The organism is Ruegeria sp. AD91A (assembly GCF_003443535.1).
Taxonomy (GTDB): Bacteria; Pseudomonadota; Alphaproteobacteria; order Rhodobacterales; family Rhodobacteraceae; genus Ruegeria.
Genome location: NZ_CP031946.1, coordinates 3048257 through 3069523, shown reverse-complemented (window position 1 = coordinate 3069523; position 21267 = coordinate 3048257). Strand labels below are relative to the sequence as shown.

Genomic DNA, 21267 nt, shown 5'->3' with positions numbered 1-21267 from the left:
AGTGGCGTTCAATGCAAAAATCCTGCTGTAAAGGGTTGGTCGGTTTGCCGTATGGATGTCGCAGGCGGCGGGCATGGTTCTGGGTCAGTCAACCCCGCCTACAAGCACGGAATGCGCACCAGAGAAGCTCAGGAGATGAGGAAGGCCGTTACTGAACACGTGCGTATTTCACGCCAACTCGAACGCATGATAGTCGACATGTAGAGATCCTCCGAAAGGAATTGCCCTAAGGCTTCGTGTCCTTACCCATGAAGCCCAAAGCGCCTTCATTGTTCAGAATCTCAATTGCAGCACTCAAGGCTTCCTGATCCGAAACAAACTTGTCGTCCCAGCCATAGCTGGCATCTTTGCAGTCCACCGCTTTCAACGTCCACTTGTTCTGGTTGTCCAGGCGGTAGATTTCGATTTCAAACCGATACCCATCAACAAGCTCGGACTTGCACTTGTCTGACATTACTAGTTTAGGTTCATCGATATTCATTGGTGCTCTGAACCCGCGTTCTTATTCAGTCACTCTGATATCAAGACAGCCGGTGTTTCTTGCCAGAAAAACATGTTGGGGTTGCGACGCGCCGAACTCGTACCCCCTCATTGAAATCGCTAAACCCCATCATGACGCGCCGCATATAAGTGATATGGGAGCGAAGTGTTCTGATTGCGACCGTTCGATGAAGATTACCAAAGCGCAATGACATCTGAAAAACGCGGTTCTTGCTTCGGCCTGTTTTACGAATAACTCGTGGGGTGGCACACCGTGCTAGGTAACCCCCTCAAATCCAGTCAGAAAAACCAGAAAGTGCTAAAATAAAAGCATGCCACCCACGTCAAGAGGATCGCATTGTGGCAAATTTGTGTCCATAGCTCGTTCGGCAACTGACTGTTTACCCTCAGGAAACGAACCTTTTTGATCGAAACAGCGCCGTTACGGGAATCCCCCAATTTCGGGCTTCGCTCATATTGAGTAGTGTGGGATTAGAATAACCACTTACCCCCTCGTGACGAAGATAGAGGCTGGCCTCGACCCCCTCAGCCAGCCTCTATAAATGTTCCGGCCATCCAGGAAGATTTCTTGGAGCAGGGACGTCATTCTGAACTAACCAATCACGCATTGCTGCCCAGTGGTCCTGTGGTCCAGCTGTATAGCGCCGTGAATGTAAGTCGGCTATCTGCCGTTCAAGGGAAGACCACCAATGCAACTTGACCCTTGTCGGGCTTGGCCCTGCACCGATTGCGCTCGGTGTATTTTTTTCTTGGGGATTATTCAAATTTGAGCGCATCCTCTGGTATCGTGATAGTAGGTTCAGACTTGGGCCGAGTATGCTCAATCAGTGGTTACCACTTCTGGCGCGAACGATTGCAGGATTCTGTTGCGACGTTATTGTTCGTTTCGTCATTGTCATGCGAGAAATGTGACTTGTTCGGAAAATTCCTTTGAAACGTACTTCGCTTTTTCTTGTGGTGTGCTCTGTTTTGGCCAGCCTAGCTTCCCTGAGAGCATATATTGCTCACTTAAATGACGGTGCTGCTTCGCAATTGGAGTTGTTGAGTGAGCTAAGTTGGAGATGGCCGGGAGAAGAAAGATTTGGCGGCCTATCTGGTTTGGAAATAAGTGAAGACGGAACAAAGCTGATTGCCGTGTCAGACAGGCCGATGCTGGTTTTTGCCAAAGTACGAAGGCAAGGTGACTCAATTGTCGGCATTCAAAACATGGAGATTGTTCGCCCCAGAACTCCGGGCTCGATGAATTACCATGATGAAGTAAACAGTGACCTGGAAGCGCTCGCGTTGGAGAAGAATGGTAGGCTTTGGGTCAGCACTGAAAACTACCACGACGTTGAGTACTTCAACCCCGGCGAATACACGGCAAACCATATCGACTACGAGACCGAAACCCAAGCGTTCAGGTCGTTGCCTTACAATCAGGGACTAGAAGCGCTGTCACTTGACCCACAGGGCCGGGTCATTGCGATACCAGAGACATGGCCGGAAAATTCCTTTCCTATATTTCGCCTAGAGAAAGGTGAATGGTCTGTATCAGGCGAGATTCGGAAAAGTGGTTCTTACGTGCCGGTGGGAGCTGACACTGGACCTGATGGTCATTTGTATTTGCTGGAACGACGATTTGTTTGGGGGATTGGTTTTTCAAATAGGGTGAGGCGCTTCGCATTCGTGGAAGACAGAATTGTCGAAACCGACATTCTTCTACAAACCAAGATACGCACCCACGGCAACTTAGAGGGCATTGCAGTATGGTCCGACGCTTCAAATGCAATCAGATTGACAATGGTATCCGATGACAATTTCCGCACGTTCTTGGATACCGAAATCGTCGAATACCGCTGGAACGAACTGCGTCGCTAATTCCCGTTCGAAGTTGAGGCTTCAATGAAAAAAAACCTCAACTAAAAGCAGTATCGAGCTTCCGAAATCGAAGAGGCGGATTCAACGCACGACACGATATTGTCTCTTTCTGAAACTACACTTTTGTATTCTGAGAATAGTGCTGGTAGTTTTCAAATAGTTCCTCAGCGTCATAGCGAAGCGCGTTATACGAGCTCATTAGGTTATTATAGTCGTAGACCAAGTCATCGTACTCGGTAGCTAGATCAGTCAAATTGGATTTACACGTGAAGCCTTCATAGCCGCAAGTGTACTGGTCGAAGCAAACAGCATACTCATTGACGCATTTACCTTAGGGTTTTTTCCCCAAAAAGTATCCAGGTATCCAGCTAAACTAGCCGCCATGTTGGCGCAAGGATAGCTAACAAATTGGTTTCTATCTGAAAAAAGTGGTGAGCCGTGCAGGATTCGAACCTGCGACCCACTGATTAAAAGAACGGCCAGAGCCATTTCGCTGTATTTCTCCGGATTTCGCCATATTGACAAAAATGAAGGTAAAACAATTATTTACGTTGATCTTCGTTGCGCCTTGAATTCATGAATTACTCCAGAATTCGCCGCCATTTGCTTCCGTATAGCTTCCGGAAGCAGGCCGGAAGCAAGGAGTGTTCTGGATATGTTCAAATTGACCAAACGCGCGGTTGAGGGGCTTGCCGTTGAGACCAAGGAATACCTTGTCTGGGACCGGGACATGCGCGGCTTTGGGCTGCGGGTCTATCCGTCCGGTAAAAAGACCTATCTAGTTCAATATCGAGCTGGTCGCCGGACGCGACGGATCACTATAGGTCAGCATGGCGTTCTGACGGCTGAGGAAGCGCGGACACACGCCAAGCTGCTTTTGGGCGACGTGGCGCGCGGATCAGACCCATCTGCCGAGAAACAGGCCAAACGGCGCGCACCAACCGTTGCCGGGCTGTGTGACCGGTTCCTTGAAGAATATGTCGATCAGCATTGTAAGCCGACCACAGCCCGCGATTATCACAGCGTCATTCGCAGATTCATCAGACCCAAACTTGGCCCGATTCCGATTGCCGAAGTGACCCGCGCCGATGTTGTGGCTTTTCATCACGGTTTGCGCGAAACGCCCTATCAGGCCAACCGAGCTGCGGCGATGTTGTCGAAGCTGTTCAATCTGGCCGAAGATTGGGGATTTCGGCAACCCGGATCGAACCCGGCCCGTCGGATCAAGAAATTCCGCGAAGAAGAAAAGAAACGCTATCTTTCAGACGAGGAACAAATACGGCTTGGCGAAGTGCTGGCCGAGGCGCTGGAAGACGGCACAGAGACCGTTTACGTGGTGTCGGCCCTGCTACTGCTGATTTACACCGGATGCCGCCTCAGCGAGATTCTGACCCTGCGCTGGGACTATGTAACGTCGCACCATCTGGTATTGCCGGACAGCAAGACCGGACGCCGCCGCATTCCCCTGCCACGGGAAGCCTATGACATCCTGATGGAATTGCCCCGGCAACCGGGAAACCCCCATGTCATACTAGGGGAGTCAGATGATGGCCCTTTGAACAACCTGCAAAAGCCGTGGCGGCGTATACGTAAGACGGCAGGGTTGGAGGACGTCCGCATTCACGACCTGCGACATACATATGCTTCGGTCGCCATGAAAGACGGGATCGATCCGTTCACTCTGAAAGAAATCATGGGGCATAAAAACCTAACAACGACCCTGCGCTACGCGCACCTTGCCGATGATGCCGTCCAACGTGCCGCAGGATTAGTGGCGTCAAGATTGGCCCGGGCGGTTCGCAAAGACATTCGCTCTGCACCTTTGAAAGTCGCCGGTTAGTCACAATCAGAATCCGAGGTGGTGAAAGCGACGCCACGCATTCAATGTACTGCGATTGACGACTGTTGGCGAAATCCAACAAAGATTTGGCGTTCGGTCGCAATTTTAAATAACTATGAATAGTTATCTTATTGAGACTTTAAATTTCAGCAAACTAATACGACACCGCCCGATGAGGAGAAAATGCCTGCAGTATTCTGGTTAGCTTTGTTGGTGGAAATAGTTCTGTGCGCATCTCTGATTAGCTCGACACGTAGCTTCTTCGGACGACTGCTGGCACCCAAGCCACAGGGTAAGAATCGCGATCCTAAACGTAACCACGCCGAGAAGGGTTACCGGAGAAGTCTCAGAGCTGTTCTTAAAGCTGAAGGGCAGGAACCACTTGGACTGTGGCACCGCGAAAACCAAAAAAACAAAACGTGGAAGTCGCTTCATGAAAGCGGCAACCAACGGACCCAAAAATTGAATCGTCTCAAAATACAGGGTGACAAAGATGAGTGATGATGCCGTTCAGCATGCAGAGGAATCAGTCGCGGCACGGTAGGCCCGCGCAGTTCGAAAGGATGTTAGAGCCACATCACTGCGGGTTGCACGGTAGCGTTACATTACATAAGGGCATAGGTTCGGAATTGTGCGCTCTACATATAGGTTACGTTACATAGGCCGCCACTCAGCGAAATTAAGAAAAACAACAAAACAGGCTCAGTACGTATGCTGGACAATAACGACAAGAAAAGCGAACTGGACTTCGAAAACATGTGGAGTCAAATGCAACTCCCTTTGCCTGTCGCAGAAGGGTTTGCTGCCGACATTGAATGGATTGCTCAGCACTACCGCCCCAACGATCGTCGGATGTCACAACTTCCTGCGAAAGAGCGCAGAGCGATTTATAGCAAACTCGACAAAACCGTCGAAGCTCTGCTGGAGCAGCTTTCAAACTTGCCTCCATCCATTCGATGGGAAATTGAAGAGGTAGGAATGGCAAATGAGCCAGAAGATTATTTTGAAAACGCGTTGGGTGCTGATCACGAAGGGTTGGACTACGGAGAGTATCTGATTGATGCCCTGAAAACGAAACTTCCCGAGATAGCCTTCTTAATTGGAGACGCACTGGAGCATCACAAACGCCCACGCGAGCGCCCTAAACAAAACGAAAGCTTGGAACAAACGATCCAACAGCTCGCCAGAGTATTTCGGCACTATACAGGGCGCGATCCGATGGAAAGACGCCGCTATGACGACTCAGACGCAGACCAGCCTTACAAAAACGACTTCTTCAGCTTCCTATATGCATTCTTCTGGGTTGATCCGAACCACAAATTCCCAACGTCGCAGGCCATCGGCAACGCGACATTGCGGCTGTTTGGCCATAAAAAATAGGGGATGTCATAAATGGACAAATTTTGAGCCATATATGACATTAGAATAATCCGCTCCTACGCTGCATTTTGGTTGCAACGAAACGACATGCAGCGAGGCAACCATGCAAGCACAGATTGATCCTGACTACTTCGACCGGCTTATCGACGAAAAAGAAGCCGCCAACTATCTTTGCTACTCCGTGCGTGCCTTGCAGAACTGGCGCGTCCGAGGTGGTGGGCCGATGTTCGTAAAAGTGTCCGGTCGCTCAGTCCGGTATACGCGCCGCGATCTGCAAAAGTGGATTGCCGAAAAGCGCGTCGCTAATACCAGCGCTGCACCTTCCTAACACTTGAGTTTTGCCCGTTCAGAGTTGGCAGCGCTGAGCGGGATTTTGGGGCCGGATGGCTCTCAGGGGCGCGGGGTGTCGCCACCCCGCGCCCTTTCTGTACCTGCCAAATGGTTCAAACAAGGAGTTCACCATGACACAGCAACCAGCCTTCAAACTCAAAATCGGGCTTATTACCGCAACGATTTGGGACAATGACGGGTTCTTTTCCGTCGATATCTCAAGGTCCTACAAGAACGGGGAAGGTGACTGGCGCACCACCAGCGCGTTTTCTCACAATGATCTTCTCAACGTCGCCAAATGCGCGGAACGTGCAGAGAACTGGATTTCACGCAAGCAGGCGGCAGCCAGCCAATGATTTCCGCCGGGCGTCCAGCCCGGCCCCAAAACAATAGCTGCCCCGCCGGAGGCACTATCGAAGGGCGCTTTAGCGCCCGCCCCTTTTCCCAACCTTAACCAAATCGCGCGGCATTCGCCGAAAGAGGGGGGTGATTGTAGCACCCCCCTCTGGAAATACCGTTACCCAAGGAGACCCCTGTAATGCACGTTGTTCATCGCGGATTCGACACTATCGCACTTTCGATTCAGGCGAATATCTCTCAGGAGTTGTTCGACCTGCTGAACACTGAAAGGGAAAGGGCCGAAGAAGAGCGGCATCCCGTTCCTTTCAGCTACGGCGGCGCGGACTTTGATCTTTTGCCCCATGGCGGCAACGGGTATCGCTTTATCCTCAAAGGTGGGCCTTTGGATGTGCATTGGTCCTTTAAGAAACCAAATGCACGAGACCCTTGGGGCATTCGGGTTTCTGTAGGGTCAACTCTTCTAGCGACACAAGGGCTTGGATACGCCCGTTCCTACATAGATAAGACCCTAACTAGGCTTGGAATCCGCTTTGAGTCGCATCAGGTCAGTATCAGCCGTGCCGATTTCTGCGTCGATATTCTCGCGCCGGAATTCGAACTTGTTCCTGAAAACTTCGTCATTCACAGCCACACTAACCGCGCTGACTATCTTTCCGCTCAAGATGACATGCGCAGCAACGGTAAATCTGGTCAGTTCACATCTGTCACGGTTGGCAAAATGCCGGGGCGGCAAGTCATCATCTACGACAAGCGTCGCGAAGTGATTGATAAGAAAAAGCCGATCTGGTGGGATGTCTGGAATACCAATCTTGAGCGGGAAGGTTTACCCCCATTGGACCCTTCTGATGCGTCTCAGAGCCGCGTGTGGCGCGTTGAGGTACGTGCCGGGAAGGACTTGCTCAAGGATCGTTGGCAGATCAGGATGTGGCCCCAGTTCGATGCTATGTTCGGCGACGTCATTGCCGAAGCGCTAAAGAAGATACGTTACTGCGAACCTGATCCTGACGATGGAAATCGCGCGCGTTGGTCTAACCATAAAATGTGGGACTTGGTTGCTGCATCATCAGAGGATGACTTGCTGGAAATGCGTAGCTATGTCGACGCCACAAGCATAAAGCGCGTACATCGTAACGAGCAAATTAGATTGATCATGGCGCAATTGGCGGGCCTAGGTATTACTCTGGCTGCACTGGAAGATACTCAGGAAATTGAGTTGGGGGAGTTCATGGATAGCGTTGGAGGCAGGCTCGCAGAGAGCATAAACGCGGACCCTGAACGTGCCGTTAGTAGGCTGCACGAAGCCAAAAACAGGTATCGGTTCATTGCCTAATGTTCCACACGATACATAGCGAAACAGTACGCGAGTGAGCACATTGCGCAATAGCAGGGTCTATCAGTCTCGGTCACAACAAATAGTACATATCTTAATCAGGTCCACACTATCTGGTAAAAATCACAATATTTGCAGTTACGTTCACTTTATGTTCTATTGATGCAGCTCTAAGAAAGTGGTTTTTGTAGAGTTAAGGAGGAAGGGGCAAAAAATGCTGACATATAAGAGAACCAGCCTTCTTGAAGCCAACACGCAAACACTGGTTAACACAGTCAATTGCGTTGGTGTCATGGGTAAAGGCATAGCAAAGGCATTCAAACAACGCGAACCCAACATGTTCACAGCCTACAAGCGTATCTGTGACCAAAAACTGCTGGAACCCGGAAAGTTGTGGCTTTGGCGAGGTTCAGAGCAGTGGGTGCTAAACTTCCCGACCAAGAAGCACTGGCGTAGTCCATCGCGCATAGAATGGGTGGAAGCGGGTCTCGAGAAATTCGCCAGTACTTATGAAGAGCAAGGTGTGACCGACATCGCATTCCCTAAACTTGGGTGCGGAAACGGTGGTTTGGAATGGGAAGATGTTAAGCCGCTAATGGAGCATTACCTATCTGGCTTGCCTATTCCTGTATACATCCATGATTTCACAAAGGATATTGGCCTGCCAGAACACCTTGAACCGCTTGCGTTGGAAATTCGCAAATTAGTCGACGATTTGTCGTTTCAAAGCTTCATCCGAGCCTTGGAAAGTATAGCACGGCTCGCGCCAAAACTACGTTTGGAGGGCGAGCGGGAGTTTGAAATTAGCTTTGACAATGACACCCTAGGCATTCAAACACAAAACCATGATTGGTTCTTCGAAGAAGATGATCTTCGTGGCGTTTGGCTCAGCCTACTAAACGGTCTCGTGACTAAAGAAAAAGCGGGGTGGACGGCGAAGGGTGCCGCTGGGCCATTACTGACAATGATGCAGCTATTGCCAGACGTGCGCGCAGTACAAATTCATAGACACGGAAGGCCCGATCCCGAACTCGCCGTTGAATTGAAGCCCGAAGTAGCAGCTTCATTCGAGGTTCGAAACCCGAGCGCTCAAGCTGAATTGCCATGGCACTGAGCGAAGCGTTTGTAGATCGACATATTCGACACTGGACAGAACAACTCGGTTCCGGAGTCCGATCATACCGAAAACACTGGCCTTCCTGGCTGTTTCACCACGCCCCGATAGAAACGGCCTTGGCTATTATCAAAGACGGACACTTGCGCGCTCGGGACGATCCACAACGCCAACAAATACAGGATGTTGCAGCTGGCGGGGTAATCGACAATCGACAGGAAGCCCATGGTCGTGTGCGACTGTACTTTCGTCCCCGCAATCCTACGCAGTTTCATATCGAGGGCATCCGGAAAGATGCAGATTGTCAATACGGCCCAGAAGCGCATGCTCCTGTCTTGGTAATGTTCGTACTCGACGCCAAGCGGGTTTTGACGCAGCCGGATGTATTGTTCTCAGACCAGAACATGCAGAAATACGCAGCGCAGACTGGAGATGACGAAGAATTTTTTGCCAACATCCCATTTGCCTCTGTCTTCCATGAAGGAGGAATTGCTGGTGATTATTCTATTATCGATAGCAGATGTGCTGAAGTCCTGCCTGCGTCGCCGTTGCCGCTGGCACATGTGCTTTCTGGCATCTGGTTCCGCTCGGAGCCTGAACGCGATACCTTTCTTTACAAACTGGGCGCTAAGGCTGATCAATGGCAGCCACTTTGCTCCGTTTCAGAGGAGCTTAAAGTCTTTGACAAAAGGTTTCCTTTTGTAGCGGATATTGATCTTTCCCGAGATGGCGTCAGCTTTCGGTTAAATCACCGACATGACTTGCAAAGCGTCTCAATCGCTATTCAAGCATATAACTCTGAGAACCAAAAATGCATCGACTTTCGCAACGATGACTTCAAGACCTACAATAAATCTGGCGGTCGCTGGATTCACAGAGTGGCGCTCGAGCCAAGTAATTATTTGGTGCGCGTGCAGTTAGAGAACCACCCGGCTTATGAGGCCATGATACGACTGGATGATAGCTTATTTTAAAATACTTTTATATCAATAATTTAACATATCTTAGATACCGGTCATTCGTGTTGTTCGACAGCCTTATTGATTTCGAGATTTCGACATACGAGTTGTTTTATAGGACGTGACTAGCTAATTCGCTGTCAATTAGTGCCACAAGATCACCACTGGTTGGAAATTCAAGGTATCCATTTGGGTCGAGCATATCGACCAAAAATTGGATACGCTAGCGTATGCACCTACAAAATCAGCTAAATCAAACTCACTCTAGGTAGATATTCAACCTTCTGAAGGTGCGGTTTCACAAGGACCCGACCACATCAAACTGAGAAGAAGAATCTACTTTAACCATCAGCGCAGTGACTGTACCACTTTTGCAACCGATAAACACGTGTCACAGTGCTTCCGTATAGCTTCCGACAGGCCGCACGTCACGAAGCGCACTCTACACGGACTCGTACAAACATTTGTTTTTATTGCAAAAAGTGGTGAGCCGTGCAGGATTCGAACCTGCGACCCACTGATTAAAAGTCAGTTGCTCTACCAACTGAGCTAACGGCCCACTCTTTTGTTGGATCTGTTGATCCGTGGCGCTCTTTACGGCAATTCCTCAACCAGGTTCAAGCCCTTATTTTGCGCCTCGTTTCGCCGTTACAACTCATGTTTCCGGCAACCCGATAGGCGGCCTAATTAGGCAGGGGGCGCAGGAGGGTCAACCCCTTTTTTAAGGAATCTTCGCGACAGGGTGGATTCATGTTCCGACCAACGATATATGCCCGCCATGCAAAAGAGACTCGATACCGGATTGCCCTTCATCAAGATGCACGGGCTGGGCAATGACTTTGTCATCGTTGACGCACGCGCGCACGATGCCCCGATCACGCCGGCGCTGGCCAAAGGAATCGGGCATCGGCAATTTGGTGTGGGTTTCGATCAGTTGGCCGTTATTGAAAATGGTGAAGCTGACGCGCATCTAGTGTTCTACAACGCCGATGGATCAACCTCTGCTGCCTGTGGCAACGCCACCCGCTGTATTGCGCGATTGCTTATGAATGAGACGGGTCGCTCTGCGCTGACGCTCACCACCGAACGCGGAACACTTCATGCGCGGGATGCTGGCGATGGGCGCACCTCGGTCAACATGGGTCACCCGCAGTTGGACTGGCGCGAAGTTCCGCTGGCAGAAGAGATGGACACGCTGGAATTGCCAATCGAAGGCGCCCCAACGGCAACAGGAATGGGCAACCCGCATTGCACTTTCTTCGTTGAGAACGCCGAAGCGATCCCGTTGGCAGAGTTCGGTGCACGTTATGAATACCACCCGCTTTACCCGGAACGGACGAATGTGCAGGTGGCACAAGTCATCGGCCCGGATCACATCCGTATGCGTGTATGGGAACGCGGAGTTGGCATCACTCTGGCCTCCGGGTCGTCTTCCTGTGCAACTGCCGTTGCTGCCGCGCGTCGCGGGCTAACCGGGCGCAAGGTGCGGATTGATCTGGATGGCGGCACGCTTTGGATCGACTGGCGCGACGACGGTGTCTGGATGACCGGCCCAACGTGCCACGTCTTTTCTGGCACTCTGACGCCTGAATTTCTGAGGTCACTGGGATGAACCCGCCCAAGTTCACCACATTGGGCTGCCGCCTGAACGCCTATGAAACCGAGGCAATGAAAGAGTTGTCGCAACTGGCAGGTCTGACAGACGCTGTGGTGGTGAACACATGCGCAGTGACGGCTGAGGCGGTGCGCAAGGCCCGGCAGGAAATCCGCAAGCTACGGCGCGAGAATCCGAATGCTCGCCTGATCGTCACTGGTTGCGCCGCTCAGACCGAGCCCGAAACCTTTGCACGGATGGATGAGGTCGACGCGGTGATCGGCAACACTGAAAAAATGCAGCCGGAGACCTGGAAAGGCATGGCAGCCGATTTTATTGGTGAGACTGAGGCTGTGCAGGTCGATGACATCATGTCCGTCACCGAAACGGCAGGACACCTGATCGATGGTTTTGGAACCCGCTCGCGCGCCTACGTGCAGGTCCAGAACGGCTGCGACCATCGCTGCACCTTTTGCATCATTCCTTATGGCCGGGGCAACTCGCGCAGCGTGCCCGCAGGTGTTGTGGTGGATCAGATCAAGAGGCTGGTCGACAAGGGCTATAACGAAGTGGTCCTGACCGGGGTCGATCTGACCTCTTGGGGTGCCGACCTGCCTGCCCAACCCAAGCTGGGTGATCTGGTGATGCGCATTCTCAAGCTGGTGCCAGATTTACCACGCATGCGGATCAGTTCGATCGACTCGATCGAGGTCGATGAGAACCTGATGCAAGCCATCGCGACCGAGCCGCGTCTGATGCCGCACCTGCACTTGTCGCTTCAGCATGGTGACGATCTGATTCTGAAGCGCATGAAACGCCGCCATCTGCGTGACGACGCCATCCGCTTTACCGAAGACGCGCGGAAACTGCGCCCAGATATGACCTTCGGTGCAGATATCATCGCGGGTTTCCCGACCGAGACCGAGGCACATTTCGAGAACTCGCTCAAACTGATCACCGATTGCGACCTGACCTGGCTGCATGTCTTCCCCTATTCCAAGCGAGAAGGTACCCCGGCAGCCCGCATACCGCAGCAGGTGAATGGGACGGTGATCAAAGATCGCGCTGCCCGCTTGCGTGCTACCGGAGACGCTCAGGTCACAAAACACCTGTCGCAGCAAATCGGCAAGACCCATCACATCCTGATGGAAAACCCCCATATGGGGCGAACGGAGCAATTTACCGAGGTTTCGTTCAATGCACCTCAACCCGAAGGCCGGATCGTGAGTGCAGCGATCACCGGGCAGACCCTGACCCAACTTACGGTCTGATCCGCCCCTCGTTTGGCCAGAAATACCTCAAGGATGGACTGACCGAAGACCACGACGGGCTGGCCCCTTTTAGCCCGACTTCAAACAGAAAACCCCCGCAACCTGATGGCGCGGGGGTTTTGATTTCAGTATCCCGAAAAGATCAATCTTCTTTACGAAGCTTACCTTTGTGCGGTGCCCAAAGGCGCTTGTTGACCAGATAGAGCAGCACCGAAAGAACGGTCAGGAAGATCACGCCGACAAAGCCAGCGTTCTTGCGCTCCATCATCTTCGGTTCGGCCGCCCACATCAGGAAGGCTGAAACGTCTTCCGACATATGTTCGACTGAATTCGAGTGCCCATCAGCAAACTCGACCTGTTCGTCCGACAGCGGCGGTGCCATCGATATCCAGCCGCCGGGGAAGGCTTTGTTTTCGTAGAGGACAGTACCTGCCTCTTCTTTCTCTTCACCGGTGTAACCGTCCAGCAGAGAGGCGATGTATTCGGCGCCGCCCATGCCTTTTACCAGCTGATTGATGCCCAGACCGTATGGCCCGTGGAAGCCCGCGCGGGCTTTGGCCATCAGGCTCAGATCCGGTGCGCCAACACCGGTATTGGCCGGGAAGTGGTCGGTCGGGATTGCCGGGCGAAAGTCGTCCAGCTCAGGGTCGAACACTTCGAAGTTGCCTGCTGCATAGGCGATAACTTCTTCTTCCGAATAGCCCAGCGCTGTCAGATCACGCAGAGGCACATATTGCAGGCCGTGGCAGGCTGCACAGACCTCGGTATAGATTTGCAGGCCGCGCTGCAGCTGATGCTGATCCCAAGTACCGAAAGGACCTTCGAACGAGAAGTCGAAGTCTTCGATATGCTGCTCACCCCCACCTGCTGCAATGGATGCAGCAGGGGTCAGGGCCAAGGCAAACGCGGCGCCGATTGCAAGTTTCTTGAACATGTTTCCGGTCCCTCTTCTTACTCGGCCGGCGTGGCTTCGGCGTCAGCCTTGCCATAATGCGCGTTGAAGTCTTCTTCGATCGTCTCGGGCTGTGCCAGAGGCTTCTCGATCACACCAAGGATCGGCAGGATCACGAAGAAATAGGCGAACCAGTAGGCGGAGGCGATCAGCGAGAAAGTCGCATAGGGCTCTTCCGCGGGCATCGCACCCAGCCACATCAGGGCGAAGAAGTCGATGATCAGCAGGTAGAACCACCATTTGAACATCGGACGGTACTTGCCCGAACGCACGCTCGACGTGTCCAGCCAGGGCGCCAGTGCCATGGCCAGGATCGCACCGAACATCGCCAGCACACCAAAGAACTTGGCGTCGATGATGCCGCCGGTGATGAAGCTGGCAAACTGAACGACCCAGACCTCACCGGTGAAGGCGCGCAGGATCGCGTAGAACGGCAAGAAGTACCATTCAGGAACGATGTGTGCAGGTGTGACCAGCGGGTTGGCCTCAATATAGTTGTCCGGGTGGCCCAGATAGTTCGGCATGAAGCCGACAATGGCCCAGAACACGACCAGGATCACGGCCAACGCGAACAGGTCCTTGATCACGAAATACGGCCAGAACGGCAGCGTGTCTTTCTTCGCCTCGTCCTTGGAACCACGACGCACTTCAACACCTGTCGGGTTGTTGTTGCCAGTGGTGTGGAAGGCCCAGATATGCACGACAACCAGTGCCGCGATGATGAACGGCAGCAGGTAGTGCAACGAGAAGAAGCGGTTCAGCGTCGCGTTATCCACGGCGGGTCCGCCCAGCAGCCATGTTTGCAGCGCGTCACCAACAAACGGGATCGCACCAAACAGGCCGGTGATCACGGTCGCACCCCAGAAGGACATCTGGCCCCAGGGCAGAACGTAGCCCATGAAGGCGGTGCCCATCATCATCAGATAGATCAGCATACCGATGATCCATGTGATTTCGCGCGGGGCTTTATACGAGCCGTAGAACAGGCCGCGGAATATGTGGATGTAAACCGCAACAAAGAACAGCGACGCGCCGTTCATGTGCACATAGCGGATAAAGTGACCACCATTCACGTTACGCATGATGTGTTCGATGCTGGCGAAGGCCAGATCAACATGCGGGGTATAGTGCATCACCAGTACGATGCCGGTGACGATTTGCAGCGCCAGGCAGAACGCTAGAACGATGCCCCAGATCCACCACCAGTTCAGGTTCTTGGGGGTTGGAATCATGAGTGTGTCATACAGCAGGCCGACAATCGGCAGACGGCTGTTCAGCCATTTCTCGCCGTTTGTCTTCGGCTCGTAATGATCGTGGGGAATTCCGGACATAAGTTTGGGTCTCCCTTAGCCGAGTTTGATTGTGCTGTTGTCCACCCATTCTGCGGGCGGGACAGGCAGGTTCTCAGGCGCGGGGCCTTTACGGATACGACCGGCGAGGTCGTAGTGCGAGCCGTGGCAGGGGCAGAACCAGCCGCCAAAGTCACCGGCGTCTCCCAGAGGTACACAGCCAAGGTGCGTACATACGCCCATCTGAACGATCCAAGCACCCGGCGCTTCGCCTTCCGGAGACGGCATGACGCGGTTTGCGTCAGTCGCGGGCGCATCAGCGCTTAGGTTGAAGTTACGCGCCAGCGGATCTGGCAGCGCATCAACGCCTTCGGCGTCCTGATCCTGGGCTTCCTGAATCTCGGCACCGGTGCGGTGACGGACGAAAACGGGTTTGCCCAGCCATTTTACCGTCAGCTGTGTGCCCGGCTCGACGCCGCTCACATCCACACGGATCGAGGACAGCGCCTGAACGTCTGCCGATGGGTTCATTTGGTTGATCAGGGGCCATACAGCTGCACCCGTTGCAACGACACCTGCGCCGCCTGCGACGTAATACAGAAAATCTCTGCGGGTGCCTTCGTGGTCTTCTGCGTGGGACACGAGGTTATCTCCGATTGTCTGGCGCCCGCGGACGGGCAAATAGCTCGCGCACCGCATGAATGCGGCGTCTTAACCGCGCTTACTATCGGGGAGAATAGTGTTCGTCCAGCGTTCATAAACGCGCAATACGCCGCATGTGTCGCTTCATGCACCTGCCGAAGGGCTTTTTTTGGTGAATCTTGCCCGCAACTTTGCCTCCGGCTTCGAATCAGCGGTTGTTGATTCGAGCTCAGAACTCTGCTTTGCGGGCCCCATCCAGTCGGTTTCAGACCACCTGGGCAGCGTCTTATTCGCGCGTGCATTCTCGACAATCAGCAACGCCAAACGCAGATTGTTTTCAGGGAAATCATTTTCGCCAAATAGATGATTTAAATTGCAAATTGAGCGCAAATACACCGTTGCACTTTTTGCGCGAATGCCGGACAGCACAAAAAACGCGCGAACTCCTGCAAGGAGACCCCCTATGTCAAAAGTCACCCCGGCCGCTGCGATGTTCACATTGGCTTTGGCCACGCAAACCTTTGCCGCAGGCGATCCGGTGAAAGGTGAAGCAATGTATAACCGTTGCTCCTCGTGTCATGCGATCATCAAGGACGGTGAAGTCCTGGTCAAAGGCGGAATCACCGGCCCGAATCTCTACGGCGTCGTCGGACGCGTCGCCGGATCAGAAAATGACTATCGTTATGGCAGCGAACGCCTGCCCATCGGCATGTTCACTGACGATATGATCCGTGCTGGCGAAGAAGGTCTGATCTGGACCGAAGAAAACATCGCCGCCTATTCCAAGGACCCCATCGGTTTCATCAAAGAGTATCTGGATGACGAAACCGCCCGCCCTAACATGAGCGTTAAACTGAAGAAGGGTGCGGAAGATATCGCCGCTTATCTGGCAACATTCAGTTCCGAGTAATCCTGTTTCCCGGTGCTGGCTACGCCTTGTGCATCAAGGCGGCCAGCTGACCGGTTTCATTGCCAAACCCGCTGGCCACTTGATCGGCGGCAGCGATCCTTACATCGTCCGGCTTGTTCTGGCCCAGTTTCCAGGTGCCCTGGATATCCTCTACCTGCATCCGGCATGGTACGATCATCCGCATCATTCTGGCCAACGCGTCATCAGACATTTTCCCAGTGACCCATGGCGCTTTGGGCAGAAGTCGTTTTTCATAGAATGCAGATTGTCGGTCCAGCAATTCGCGCAGCTCGTCCTGTGGGCGCAGCTCAAGCGTTCCGGTCAGGTGCACGGCAACATAGTTCCATGTCGGAACCTGATCTGCGACACCGTACCAGTCGGGCGAGATATACCCATCAGGCCCCTGCACCGCAATCCTGACCTCTTTCGGCCCCTGCAGCACACGAACGATCGGGTTTGATCGTACCAAATGAAGATCGGCCACCGCACCGTCTTCCGACAGCAGAAACGGCACGTGGCTGATCAATGGCGCGCCGTCGCCAGAAATCGCCAGAACGCCGAATGCCCGGTCGCGGGCGAATTCGATATGACGCGCTTTGTCTTCGGCGCGGTAGGCTGGATTTGGGTGCATGAACGACCTCCTGCCAAATCTCTTGCAGATGGGGTCGGTTCTTGGCAAGGTCCGCCTTGTTCTCAGGGCGGGGCGGAATTCCCCACCGGCGGTATGCGGGCCATGACCCGCAAGCCCGCGAGCGGCTCTGCCGTGTCCACGATCCGAAAAGTGGGAACCGGTTTTCGGACAAAGTGTGGAACCACGAAAGAGTGTCAGCAGATCTGGTGAGAGGCCAGAGCCGACGGTTAAAGTCCGGATGGAAGAGAACGTGCAGTGCGCCGGTGATGCGGCGCGCCTGCTCGTGATCGCCTTGGGTGACGTGTCATGCCGGGCTGGCAGCGAAGGTTTTCGCGACCGCCAGCAGGCCACCAAACTGAAAGGAGATCATTATGACACACACCCGCTATGCTTTTGTCAAAGCAAACTGGCATTCCGACATCGTTGACCGCGCGCTCGATGGATTTCTAGAACTGATCCCGGCCGATCAGGTCGATGTTTTCGACGTTCCCGGCGCGTTCGAGATGCCGCTGATGGCCCGCGATCTGGCCCAAACCGGCCGCTACGCCGCAGTTGCCTGCGCCGCATTTGTCGTGGATGGCGGCATTTACCGGCACGACTTCGTCGCGCAAGCGGTGGTCGATGGTTTGATGCGCGCCGGGCTCGAAACCGGTGTTCCTGTCCTGTCGGTCTCGCTGACCCCGCACCAATATCAGGAAACTGATCACCACAACGCCATCTACCGCGCGCATTTTGTGGATAAAGGCCGCGAAGCCGCACAAGCTGCGCTGAAAATCACGGCCACGCGCGCCCAACTGGCTGCGGCTGCATAAGCTCGTAAGGTTGGGGTAAACACGCCCCAACCGCAAATCCGCTTGAGGCCAAGGGCCTTGCCCGCTAATCACGACGCTCAAAGGAGCACGCCCCATGTCGATGAACAGTTTTGGCCATCTCTTCCGTGTCACCACTTGGGGTGAAAGCCATGGACCCGCTTTGGGTGCCACCGTCGATGGCTGCCCGCCGGGTGTCACGATCGACGAGGGCATGATCCAGCACTGGCTGGACAAGCGCAAACCGGGGCAGAACAAGTTCACCACCCAGCGGCGCGAACCCGATCAGGTGAAAATCCTGTCCGGCGTGTTCGAAAGGCAAACCACCGGCACACCGGTGCAGTTGATGATCGAGAACACCGATCAGCGCTCGAAAGACTACGGCGATATCATGGACAAGTTCCGCCCGGGCCATGCCGATATCACCTATTGGCAGAAATACGGCATCCGGGATTATCGCGGCGGAGGGCGCAGCTCGGCACGGGAAACAGCATCACGTGTTGCAGCAGGTGGACTGGCGCGCGAAGCGATCAAGCAAATCGCGCCCAACGTGCAGATCACCGGATACATGACCCAGATCGGGCCGCATAAGATCGACCGCGCCAACTTCGACTGGTCCCAGATCGAACAGAACCCGTTCTGGACACCTGATGCATCCGCCGCAGAAGACTGGGCCGCGTACCTGGATGATCTGCGCAAGTCCGGCAACTCGGTCGGGGCCGTGGTCGAAGTCGTTGCTCGCGGTGTCCCCGCCGGGATCGGAGCGCCGGTTTATGCTAAGCTAGACACTGATCTGGCCGCAGCGATGATGTCGATCAATGCCGTCAAAGGTGTCGAGATCGGCGAGGGCATGGCCGCCGCTGAACTGACGGGCGAGGCCAACGCCGACGAAATCTTCATGGGTCAGAATGGCCCGCAATACAGCTCGAACCATGCCGGAGGCATTCTGGGCGGAATCTCGACCGGGCAGGACGTTGTCGTGCGGTTTGCTGTCAAGCCAACATCATCGATCCTCACCACCCGCAAGACGATCACCAAATCCGGCGAAGAAACCGAGATCATCACCAAAGGTCGCCATGACCCCTGCGTCGGTATCCGCGCCGTTCCAGTGGGTGAGGCAATGATGGCGTGCGTGATCCTCGACCACCTTCTGCTGCATCGCGGCCAGATCGGAGAGAACCGTGGACGGATCGGCTGATCTGCGCGCAGGTCTGCGTGCTGTGGTCGCACACCGCATGGAAACTGATCCCGCCCATGATCTGGCCCATCTGGATCGTGTTTGGACCAACGCCCAAGCCATCGCGAATGATCAAGCCGATATGTCCGTGCTGCTGGCCGCAAGTTATCTGCACGATCTTGTAAATCTGCCCAAGGACGATCCCAACCGGCATCTTGCCTCGCGCAGGTCCGCGATGGAATCAGAGCCTATTCTTGGGGAAATCGGGTTTAATACGGCTCAGGTCCGCGCTATCCGGCACGCGATCGAAGCCCATAGCTTTTCGGCCAATATCCCCCCTGAAACGATCGAGGCGCGCATTCTGCGCGATGCGGATCGGCTTGACGCTTTGGGCGCCATCGGCATCGCCCGCAACTTTTCCGTTTCCGGTGCTTTGGGGCGCACTCTTTATGACCCGGCAGATCCTTTTGCCCAAAACCGACCTCTGGACGACCTTCATTTCTCGCTCGACCATTGGAAGGTTAAACTGCTGCGGCTGCCGAGTGACATGCTAACCGAAACCGGCCGACTGATTGCCGAGCAACGCACCGCGCGCATGATCCGCTTTCTAGAAGACTTCGCCGAGGAGATCGGCTGCTCCTTGCCTCAATCCTGGGTGAATTGCTAAACCCACCCGTTGATCTTTGCCTGTCAAAGGCGCAGGTTCGCGCCGATGACAAAACCCTTAACATCGCATCGACCTCTGCTTGCAGTAACGCTGAAACTTGGCGCCTTGTTCCTGTTCACATCGATGTCCGCGCTGGTCAAAGCACTGTCGGATGAGTTCCCACCGGGCCAATTGGTGTTCTTTCGGTCCTTGTTCGCGATACCTGTCATTATTCTCTGGCTCATTGCGCGTGGGGAATTGTCCAAGGGTTTCGTGGTCAAGAAACCCATGGGCCATTTCTGGCGTGGCGTTCTGGGGACCAGCGCCATGGGCCTTACCTTTACCGGCCTCAGCCTGCTGCCGCTGCCCGAAGTCACTGCAATCGGGTATGCGACGCCGATCTTCACCCTGATTCTGGCCGCCGTGATGCTGGGTGAACGCATTCGGCTTATCCGCATCGGTGCAGTGGTGCTGGGTTTGCTGGGGGTCCTGATAATGACTTGGCCGCGCCTCGGCACAACCGAGATGGAGGTCGCCGCCACTATCGGCGCCTTATGTGTGCTGGGTGCTACCCTTGCCCGTGCTTTCGTTCAAATCCATATCCGGCAATTGGTCAAGGTCGATCACCCTGCGGCCATCGTGTTCTATTTCTCGATGACCGCGACGCTTTTGTCTGCCCTGACAGCATTCTGGGGGTGGTCAATGCCAACGTGGAATCAGGCTCTGATCATGGTCATGATGGGCCTGATCGGCGGCGTCGCGCAGATTTTGGTCACTTCCTCCTATCGGTTTGGTCAGGCCTCGATGCTGGCACCTTATGACTATGCAACCATGCTTTTTGCGATTGTGATCGGCTATGTCTGGTTCGACGAACTGCCAACGCTTGCAATCTTGATCGGGGCCGCACTGGTGATCGCAGGCAATGTTGTTGTCATCTGGCGCGAACACCAGTTGGGGCTGGAGCGTGGCAAAGCCCGGTCGGTTACTGACCCCAAAGCGTGACTTTACCTTTTGTAATCTTCCCCTAGGTTGGGCCGAACAGTCAAAGAGGTTCCCAAATGAGCAACGCGCAGGATCACAAGGAAAAGATGCAGAAGGTGCAGGCCCAGCACCGCAAGAAAGTGTCCGAGGCCGTGGATCCAAGCCGTGGTCTGGTCCTGATCAATACCGGCAAAGGCAAAGGCAAGTCCTCGGCCGCGTTCGGCGTGGTCATTCGCGCCTTGGGCTGGGGCCAGAAGGTTGGTGTGGTGCAGTTCATCAAGGGCAAGTGGAAAACCGGCGAGCGCCGTTTCTTCGAAGAGCGCGATCTGGTGACATGGCATACGATGGGCGAAGGTTTTACCTGGGACACGCAGGATCGTGAGCGTGACATAGCTGCTGCCAATGCAGCCTTCGACAAGGCATGTGCCCTGATGTCCAGTGGCGAATACGATCTGGTTGTACTGGACGAGATCAACATCGCCTTGCGTTACGAATACCTGACGGTCGAACAGGTCATCGAGGGTTTGAACGCGCGCTCGGACAAGACCAGCGTATTCCTGACCGGACGTGATGCACCGCAAGCGCTGCGTGACTATGCCGATCTGGTTACTGAAATGACCGAGGAAAAACATCCGTTCCAGGCCGGTATCAAAGCCCAGCGTGGCGTGGATTTCTGAAGCAGCGTGAGACG

General features: G+C 54.1%; 23 protein-coding genes, 1 tRNA gene and 1 riboswitch. Of the genes, 17 read left to right on the top strand and 7 right to left on the bottom strand.

The features are described 5' to 3' along the window. Window positions 1–226 precede the first annotated feature (226 nt). On the bottom strand, window positions 227–481 hold the full coding sequence (locus tag D1823_RS15395) for a hypothetical protein (protein WP_162896857.1): 255 nt from the start codon (window positions 479–481) through the stop codon (window positions 227–229). Window positions 482–1431: 950 nt separating this feature from the next. On the opposite strand from D1823_RS15395, the gene D1823_RS15390 reads away from it, so the two are divergent. From D1823_RS15390 to D1823_RS15350, 9 genes are all read left to right on the top strand, one after another. Next, entirely contained in the window at window positions 1432–2361 is a 930-nt protein-coding gene (locus D1823_RS15390; protein ID WP_162896856.1) for an esterase-like activity of phytase family protein, read from the top strand. 655 nt (window positions 2362–3016) lie between these two features. Beyond that, on the top strand, window positions 3017–4201 hold the full coding sequence (locus D1823_RS15385; protein ID WP_117871487.1) for a site-specific integrase: 1185 nt from the start codon (window positions 3017–3019) through the stop codon (window positions 4199–4201). Between the two features lie 183 nt (window positions 4202–4384). Further along, the gene (locus tag D1823_RS15380; protein WP_117871485.1) at window positions 4385–4702 is read left to right on the top strand and encodes a hypothetical protein; all 318 of its coding nucleotides are present in this window, start codon (window positions 4385–4387) and stop codon (window positions 4700–4702) included. 210 nt (window positions 4703–4912) lie between these two features. Beyond that, window positions 4913–5581, top strand: coding sequence for a hypothetical protein (locus D1823_RS15375; protein ID WP_117871483.1), 669 nt, complete (start codon window positions 4913–4915; stop codon window positions 5579–5581). 103 nt (window positions 5582–5684) lie between these two features. Beyond that, on the top strand, window positions 5685–5909 hold the full coding sequence (locus tag D1823_RS15370; RefSeq protein ID WP_117871481.1) for an AlpA family transcriptional regulator: 225 nt from the start codon (window positions 5685–5687) through the stop codon (window positions 5907–5909). A gap of 133 nt (window positions 5910–6042) precedes the next feature. After that, window positions 6043–6267: a hypothetical protein gene (locus D1823_RS15365; RefSeq protein WP_117871478.1), complete on the top strand. Its 225-nt coding sequence runs from the start codon at window positions 6043–6045 to the stop codon at window positions 6265–6267. Between the two features lie 182 nt (window positions 6268–6449). After that, complete coding sequence (locus tag D1823_RS15360) at window positions 6450–7601, top strand: hypothetical protein (protein WP_117871476.1); 1152 nt, start codon at window positions 6450–6452, stop codon at window positions 7599–7601. 214 nt (window positions 7602–7815) lie between these two features. Continuing rightward, entirely contained in the window at window positions 7816–8715 is a 900-nt protein-coding gene (locus tag D1823_RS15355; protein ID WP_117871474.1) for a macro domain-containing protein, read from the top strand. Beyond that, window positions 8706–9689, top strand: a complete 984-nt coding sequence (locus D1823_RS15350; RefSeq protein ID WP_117871472.1) for a DarT ssDNA thymidine ADP-ribosyltransferase family protein — start codon at window positions 8706–8708, stop codon at window positions 9687–9689. The genes D1823_RS15355 and D1823_RS15350 overlap by 10 nt, the downstream gene beginning before the upstream one ends. Before the next feature lie 468 nt (window positions 9690–10157). Here the strand turns inward: D1823_RS15350 and D1823_RS15345 are convergent. Then, window positions 10158–10233: transfer RNA gene (locus tag D1823_RS15345), tRNA-Lys, on the bottom strand. A 210-nt stretch (window positions 10234–10443) separates the two neighbouring features. Between D1823_RS15345 and dapF the strand changes: the two genes are divergently transcribed. Next, window positions 10444–11286, top strand: a complete 843-nt coding sequence (gene dapF, locus D1823_RS15340) for a diaminopimelate epimerase (RefSeq protein ID WP_117871470.1) — start codon at window positions 10444–10446, stop codon at window positions 11284–11286. Beyond that, complete coding sequence (mtaB, locus tag D1823_RS15335; RefSeq protein WP_117871468.1) at window positions 11283–12539, top strand: tRNA (N(6)-L-threonylcarbamoyladenosine(37)-C(2))-methylthiotransferase MtaB; 1257 nt, start codon at window positions 11283–11285, stop codon at window positions 12537–12539. The genes dapF and mtaB overlap by 4 nt, the downstream gene beginning before the upstream one ends. Before the next feature lie 142 nt (window positions 12540–12681). On the opposite strand, the gene D1823_RS15330 is transcribed toward mtaB, so the two are convergent. From D1823_RS15330 to D1823_RS15315, 4 genes are all read right to left on the bottom strand, one after another. Further along, a complete protein-coding gene (locus D1823_RS15330) occupies window positions 12682–13473 on the bottom strand; it encodes a cytochrome c1 (RefSeq protein ID WP_117871466.1) in 792 nt (263 codons plus the stop codon). Between the two features lie 17 nt (window positions 13474–13490). After that, window positions 13491–14822 carry a cytochrome b gene (petB, locus tag D1823_RS15325; RefSeq protein WP_117871464.1) on the bottom strand — a complete coding sequence of 444 codons (1332 nt, stop codon included), beginning with the start codon at window positions 14820–14822 and terminating at the stop codon, window positions 13491–13493. A 15-nt stretch (window positions 14823–14837) separates the two neighbouring features. After that, window positions 14838–15422 carry a ubiquinol-cytochrome c reductase iron-sulfur subunit gene (gene petA / locus D1823_RS15320; protein WP_117871462.1) on the bottom strand — a complete coding sequence of 195 codons (585 nt, stop codon included), beginning with the start codon at window positions 15420–15422 and terminating at the stop codon, window positions 14838–14840. A 144-nt stretch (window positions 15423–15566) separates the two neighbouring features. After that, window positions 15567–15899 carry a hypothetical protein gene (locus tag D1823_RS15315; RefSeq protein ID WP_162896854.1) on the bottom strand — a complete coding sequence of 111 codons (333 nt, stop codon included), beginning with the start codon at window positions 15897–15899 and terminating at the stop codon, window positions 15567–15569. Between D1823_RS15315 and D1823_RS15310 the strand changes: the two genes are divergently transcribed. After that, on the top strand, window positions 15886–16332 hold the full coding sequence (locus D1823_RS15310) for a cytochrome c family protein (protein ID WP_117871458.1): 447 nt from the start codon (window positions 15886–15888) through the stop codon (window positions 16330–16332). The two genes, D1823_RS15315 and D1823_RS15310, sit on opposite strands and share 14 nt — an antisense overlap. 19 nt (window positions 16333–16351) lie before the next feature. On the opposite strand, the gene D1823_RS15305 is transcribed toward D1823_RS15310, so the two are convergent. Continuing rightward, window positions 16352–16963 carry an FMN-binding negative transcriptional regulator gene (locus D1823_RS15305; protein ID WP_117871456.1) on the bottom strand — a complete coding sequence of 204 codons (612 nt, stop codon included), beginning with the start codon at window positions 16961–16963 and terminating at the stop codon, window positions 16352–16354. A 54-nt stretch (window positions 16964–17017) separates the two neighbouring features. Further along, window positions 17018–17217, top strand: a riboswitch (FMN riboswitch). A gap of 117 nt (window positions 17218–17334) precedes the next feature. Here D1823_RS15305 and D1823_RS15300 point away from each other — a divergent pair. From D1823_RS15300 to cobO, 5 genes are all read left to right on the top strand, one after another. Continuing rightward, on the top strand, window positions 17335–17775 hold the full coding sequence (locus D1823_RS15300) for a 6,7-dimethyl-8-ribityllumazine synthase (protein WP_117871454.1): 441 nt from the start codon (window positions 17335–17337) through the stop codon (window positions 17773–17775). Window positions 17776–17869: 94 nt separating this feature from the next. Then, the gene (gene aroC, locus D1823_RS15295) at window positions 17870–18970 is read left to right on the top strand and encodes a chorismate synthase (RefSeq protein WP_117871452.1); all 1101 of its coding nucleotides are present in this window, start codon (window positions 17870–17872) and stop codon (window positions 18968–18970) included. Further along, window positions 18954–19616 carry an HD domain-containing protein gene (locus D1823_RS15290; RefSeq protein ID WP_117871450.1) on the top strand — a complete coding sequence of 221 codons (663 nt, stop codon included), beginning with the start codon at window positions 18954–18956 and terminating at the stop codon, window positions 19614–19616. The genes aroC and D1823_RS15290 overlap by 17 nt, the downstream gene beginning before the upstream one ends. Before the next feature lie 45 nt (window positions 19617–19661). Further along, window positions 19662–20597, top strand: a complete 936-nt coding sequence (locus D1823_RS15285) for a DMT family transporter (RefSeq protein WP_117871448.1) — start codon at window positions 19662–19664, stop codon at window positions 20595–20597. A 56-nt stretch (window positions 20598–20653) separates the two neighbouring features. Continuing rightward, on the top strand, window positions 20654–21253 hold the full coding sequence (cobO, locus tag D1823_RS15280) for a cob(I)yrinic acid a,c-diamide adenosyltransferase (RefSeq protein ID WP_117871446.1): 600 nt from the start codon (window positions 20654–20656) through the stop codon (window positions 21251–21253). Window positions 21254–21267 lie beyond the last annotated feature (14 nt).

Bases quoted from the DNA above. Each gene is read 5' to 3' on its own strand.
- D1823_RS15395 (WP_162896857.1), bottom strand. From the start codon at position 481: ATGAATATCGATGAACCTAAACTAGTAATGTCAGACAAGTGCAAGTCC.
- D1823_RS15385 (WP_117871487.1), top strand. From the start codon at position 3,017: ATGTTCAAATTGACCAAACGCGCGGTTGAGGGGCTTGCCGTTGAGACC.
- D1823_RS15380 (WP_117871485.1), top strand. From the start codon at position 4,385: ATGCCTGCAGTATTCTGGTTAGCTTTGTTGGTGGAAATAGTTCTGTGC.
- D1823_RS15375 (WP_117871483.1), top strand. From the start codon at position 4,913: ATGCTGGACAATAACGACAAGAAAAGCGAACTGGACTTCGAAAACATG.
- D1823_RS15370 (WP_117871481.1), top strand. From the start codon at position 5,685: ATGCAAGCACAGATTGATCCTGACTACTTCGACCGGCTTATCGACGAA.
- D1823_RS15365 (WP_117871478.1), top strand. From the start codon at position 6,043: ATGACACAGCAACCAGCCTTCAAACTCAAAATCGGGCTTATTACCGCA.
- D1823_RS15360 (WP_117871476.1), top strand. From the start codon at position 6,450: ATGCACGTTGTTCATCGCGGATTCGACACTATCGCACTTTCGATTCAG.
- D1823_RS15355 (WP_117871474.1), top strand. From the start codon at position 7,816: ATGCTGACATATAAGAGAACCAGCCTTCTTGAAGCCAACACGCAAACA.
- D1823_RS15350 (WP_117871472.1), top strand. From the start codon at position 8,706: ATGGCACTGAGCGAAGCGTTTGTAGATCGACATATTCGACACTGGACA.
- dapF (WP_117871470.1), top strand. From the start codon at position 10,444: ATGCCCGCCATGCAAAAGAGACTCGATACCGGATTGCCCTTCATCAAG.
- mtaB (WP_117871468.1), top strand. From the start codon at position 11,283: ATGAACCCGCCCAAGTTCACCACATTGGGCTGCCGCCTGAACGCCTAT.
- D1823_RS15330 (WP_117871466.1), bottom strand. From the start codon at position 13,473: ATGTTCAAGAAACTTGCAATCGGCGCCGCGTTTGCCTTGGCCCTGACC.
- petB (WP_117871464.1), bottom strand. From the start codon at position 14,822: ATGTCCGGAATTCCCCACGATCATTACGAGCCGAAGACAAACGGCGAG.
- D1823_RS15310 (WP_117871458.1), top strand. From the start codon at position 15,886: ATGTCAAAAGTCACCCCGGCCGCTGCGATGTTCACATTGGCTTTGGCC.
- D1823_RS15305 (WP_117871456.1), bottom strand. From the start codon at position 16,963: ATGCACCCAAATCCAGCCTACCGCGCCGAAGACAAAGCGCGTCATATC.
- D1823_RS15300 (WP_117871454.1), top strand. From the start codon at position 17,335: ATGACACACACCCGCTATGCTTTTGTCAAAGCAAACTGGCATTCCGAC.
- aroC (WP_117871452.1), top strand. From the start codon at position 17,870: ATGTCGATGAACAGTTTTGGCCATCTCTTCCGTGTCACCACTTGGGGT.
- D1823_RS15285 (WP_117871448.1), top strand. From the start codon at position 19,662: ATGACAAAACCCTTAACATCGCATCGACCTCTGCTTGCAGTAACGCTG.
- cobO (WP_117871446.1), top strand. From the start codon at position 20,654: ATGAGCAACGCGCAGGATCACAAGGAAAAGATGCAGAAGGTGCAGGCC.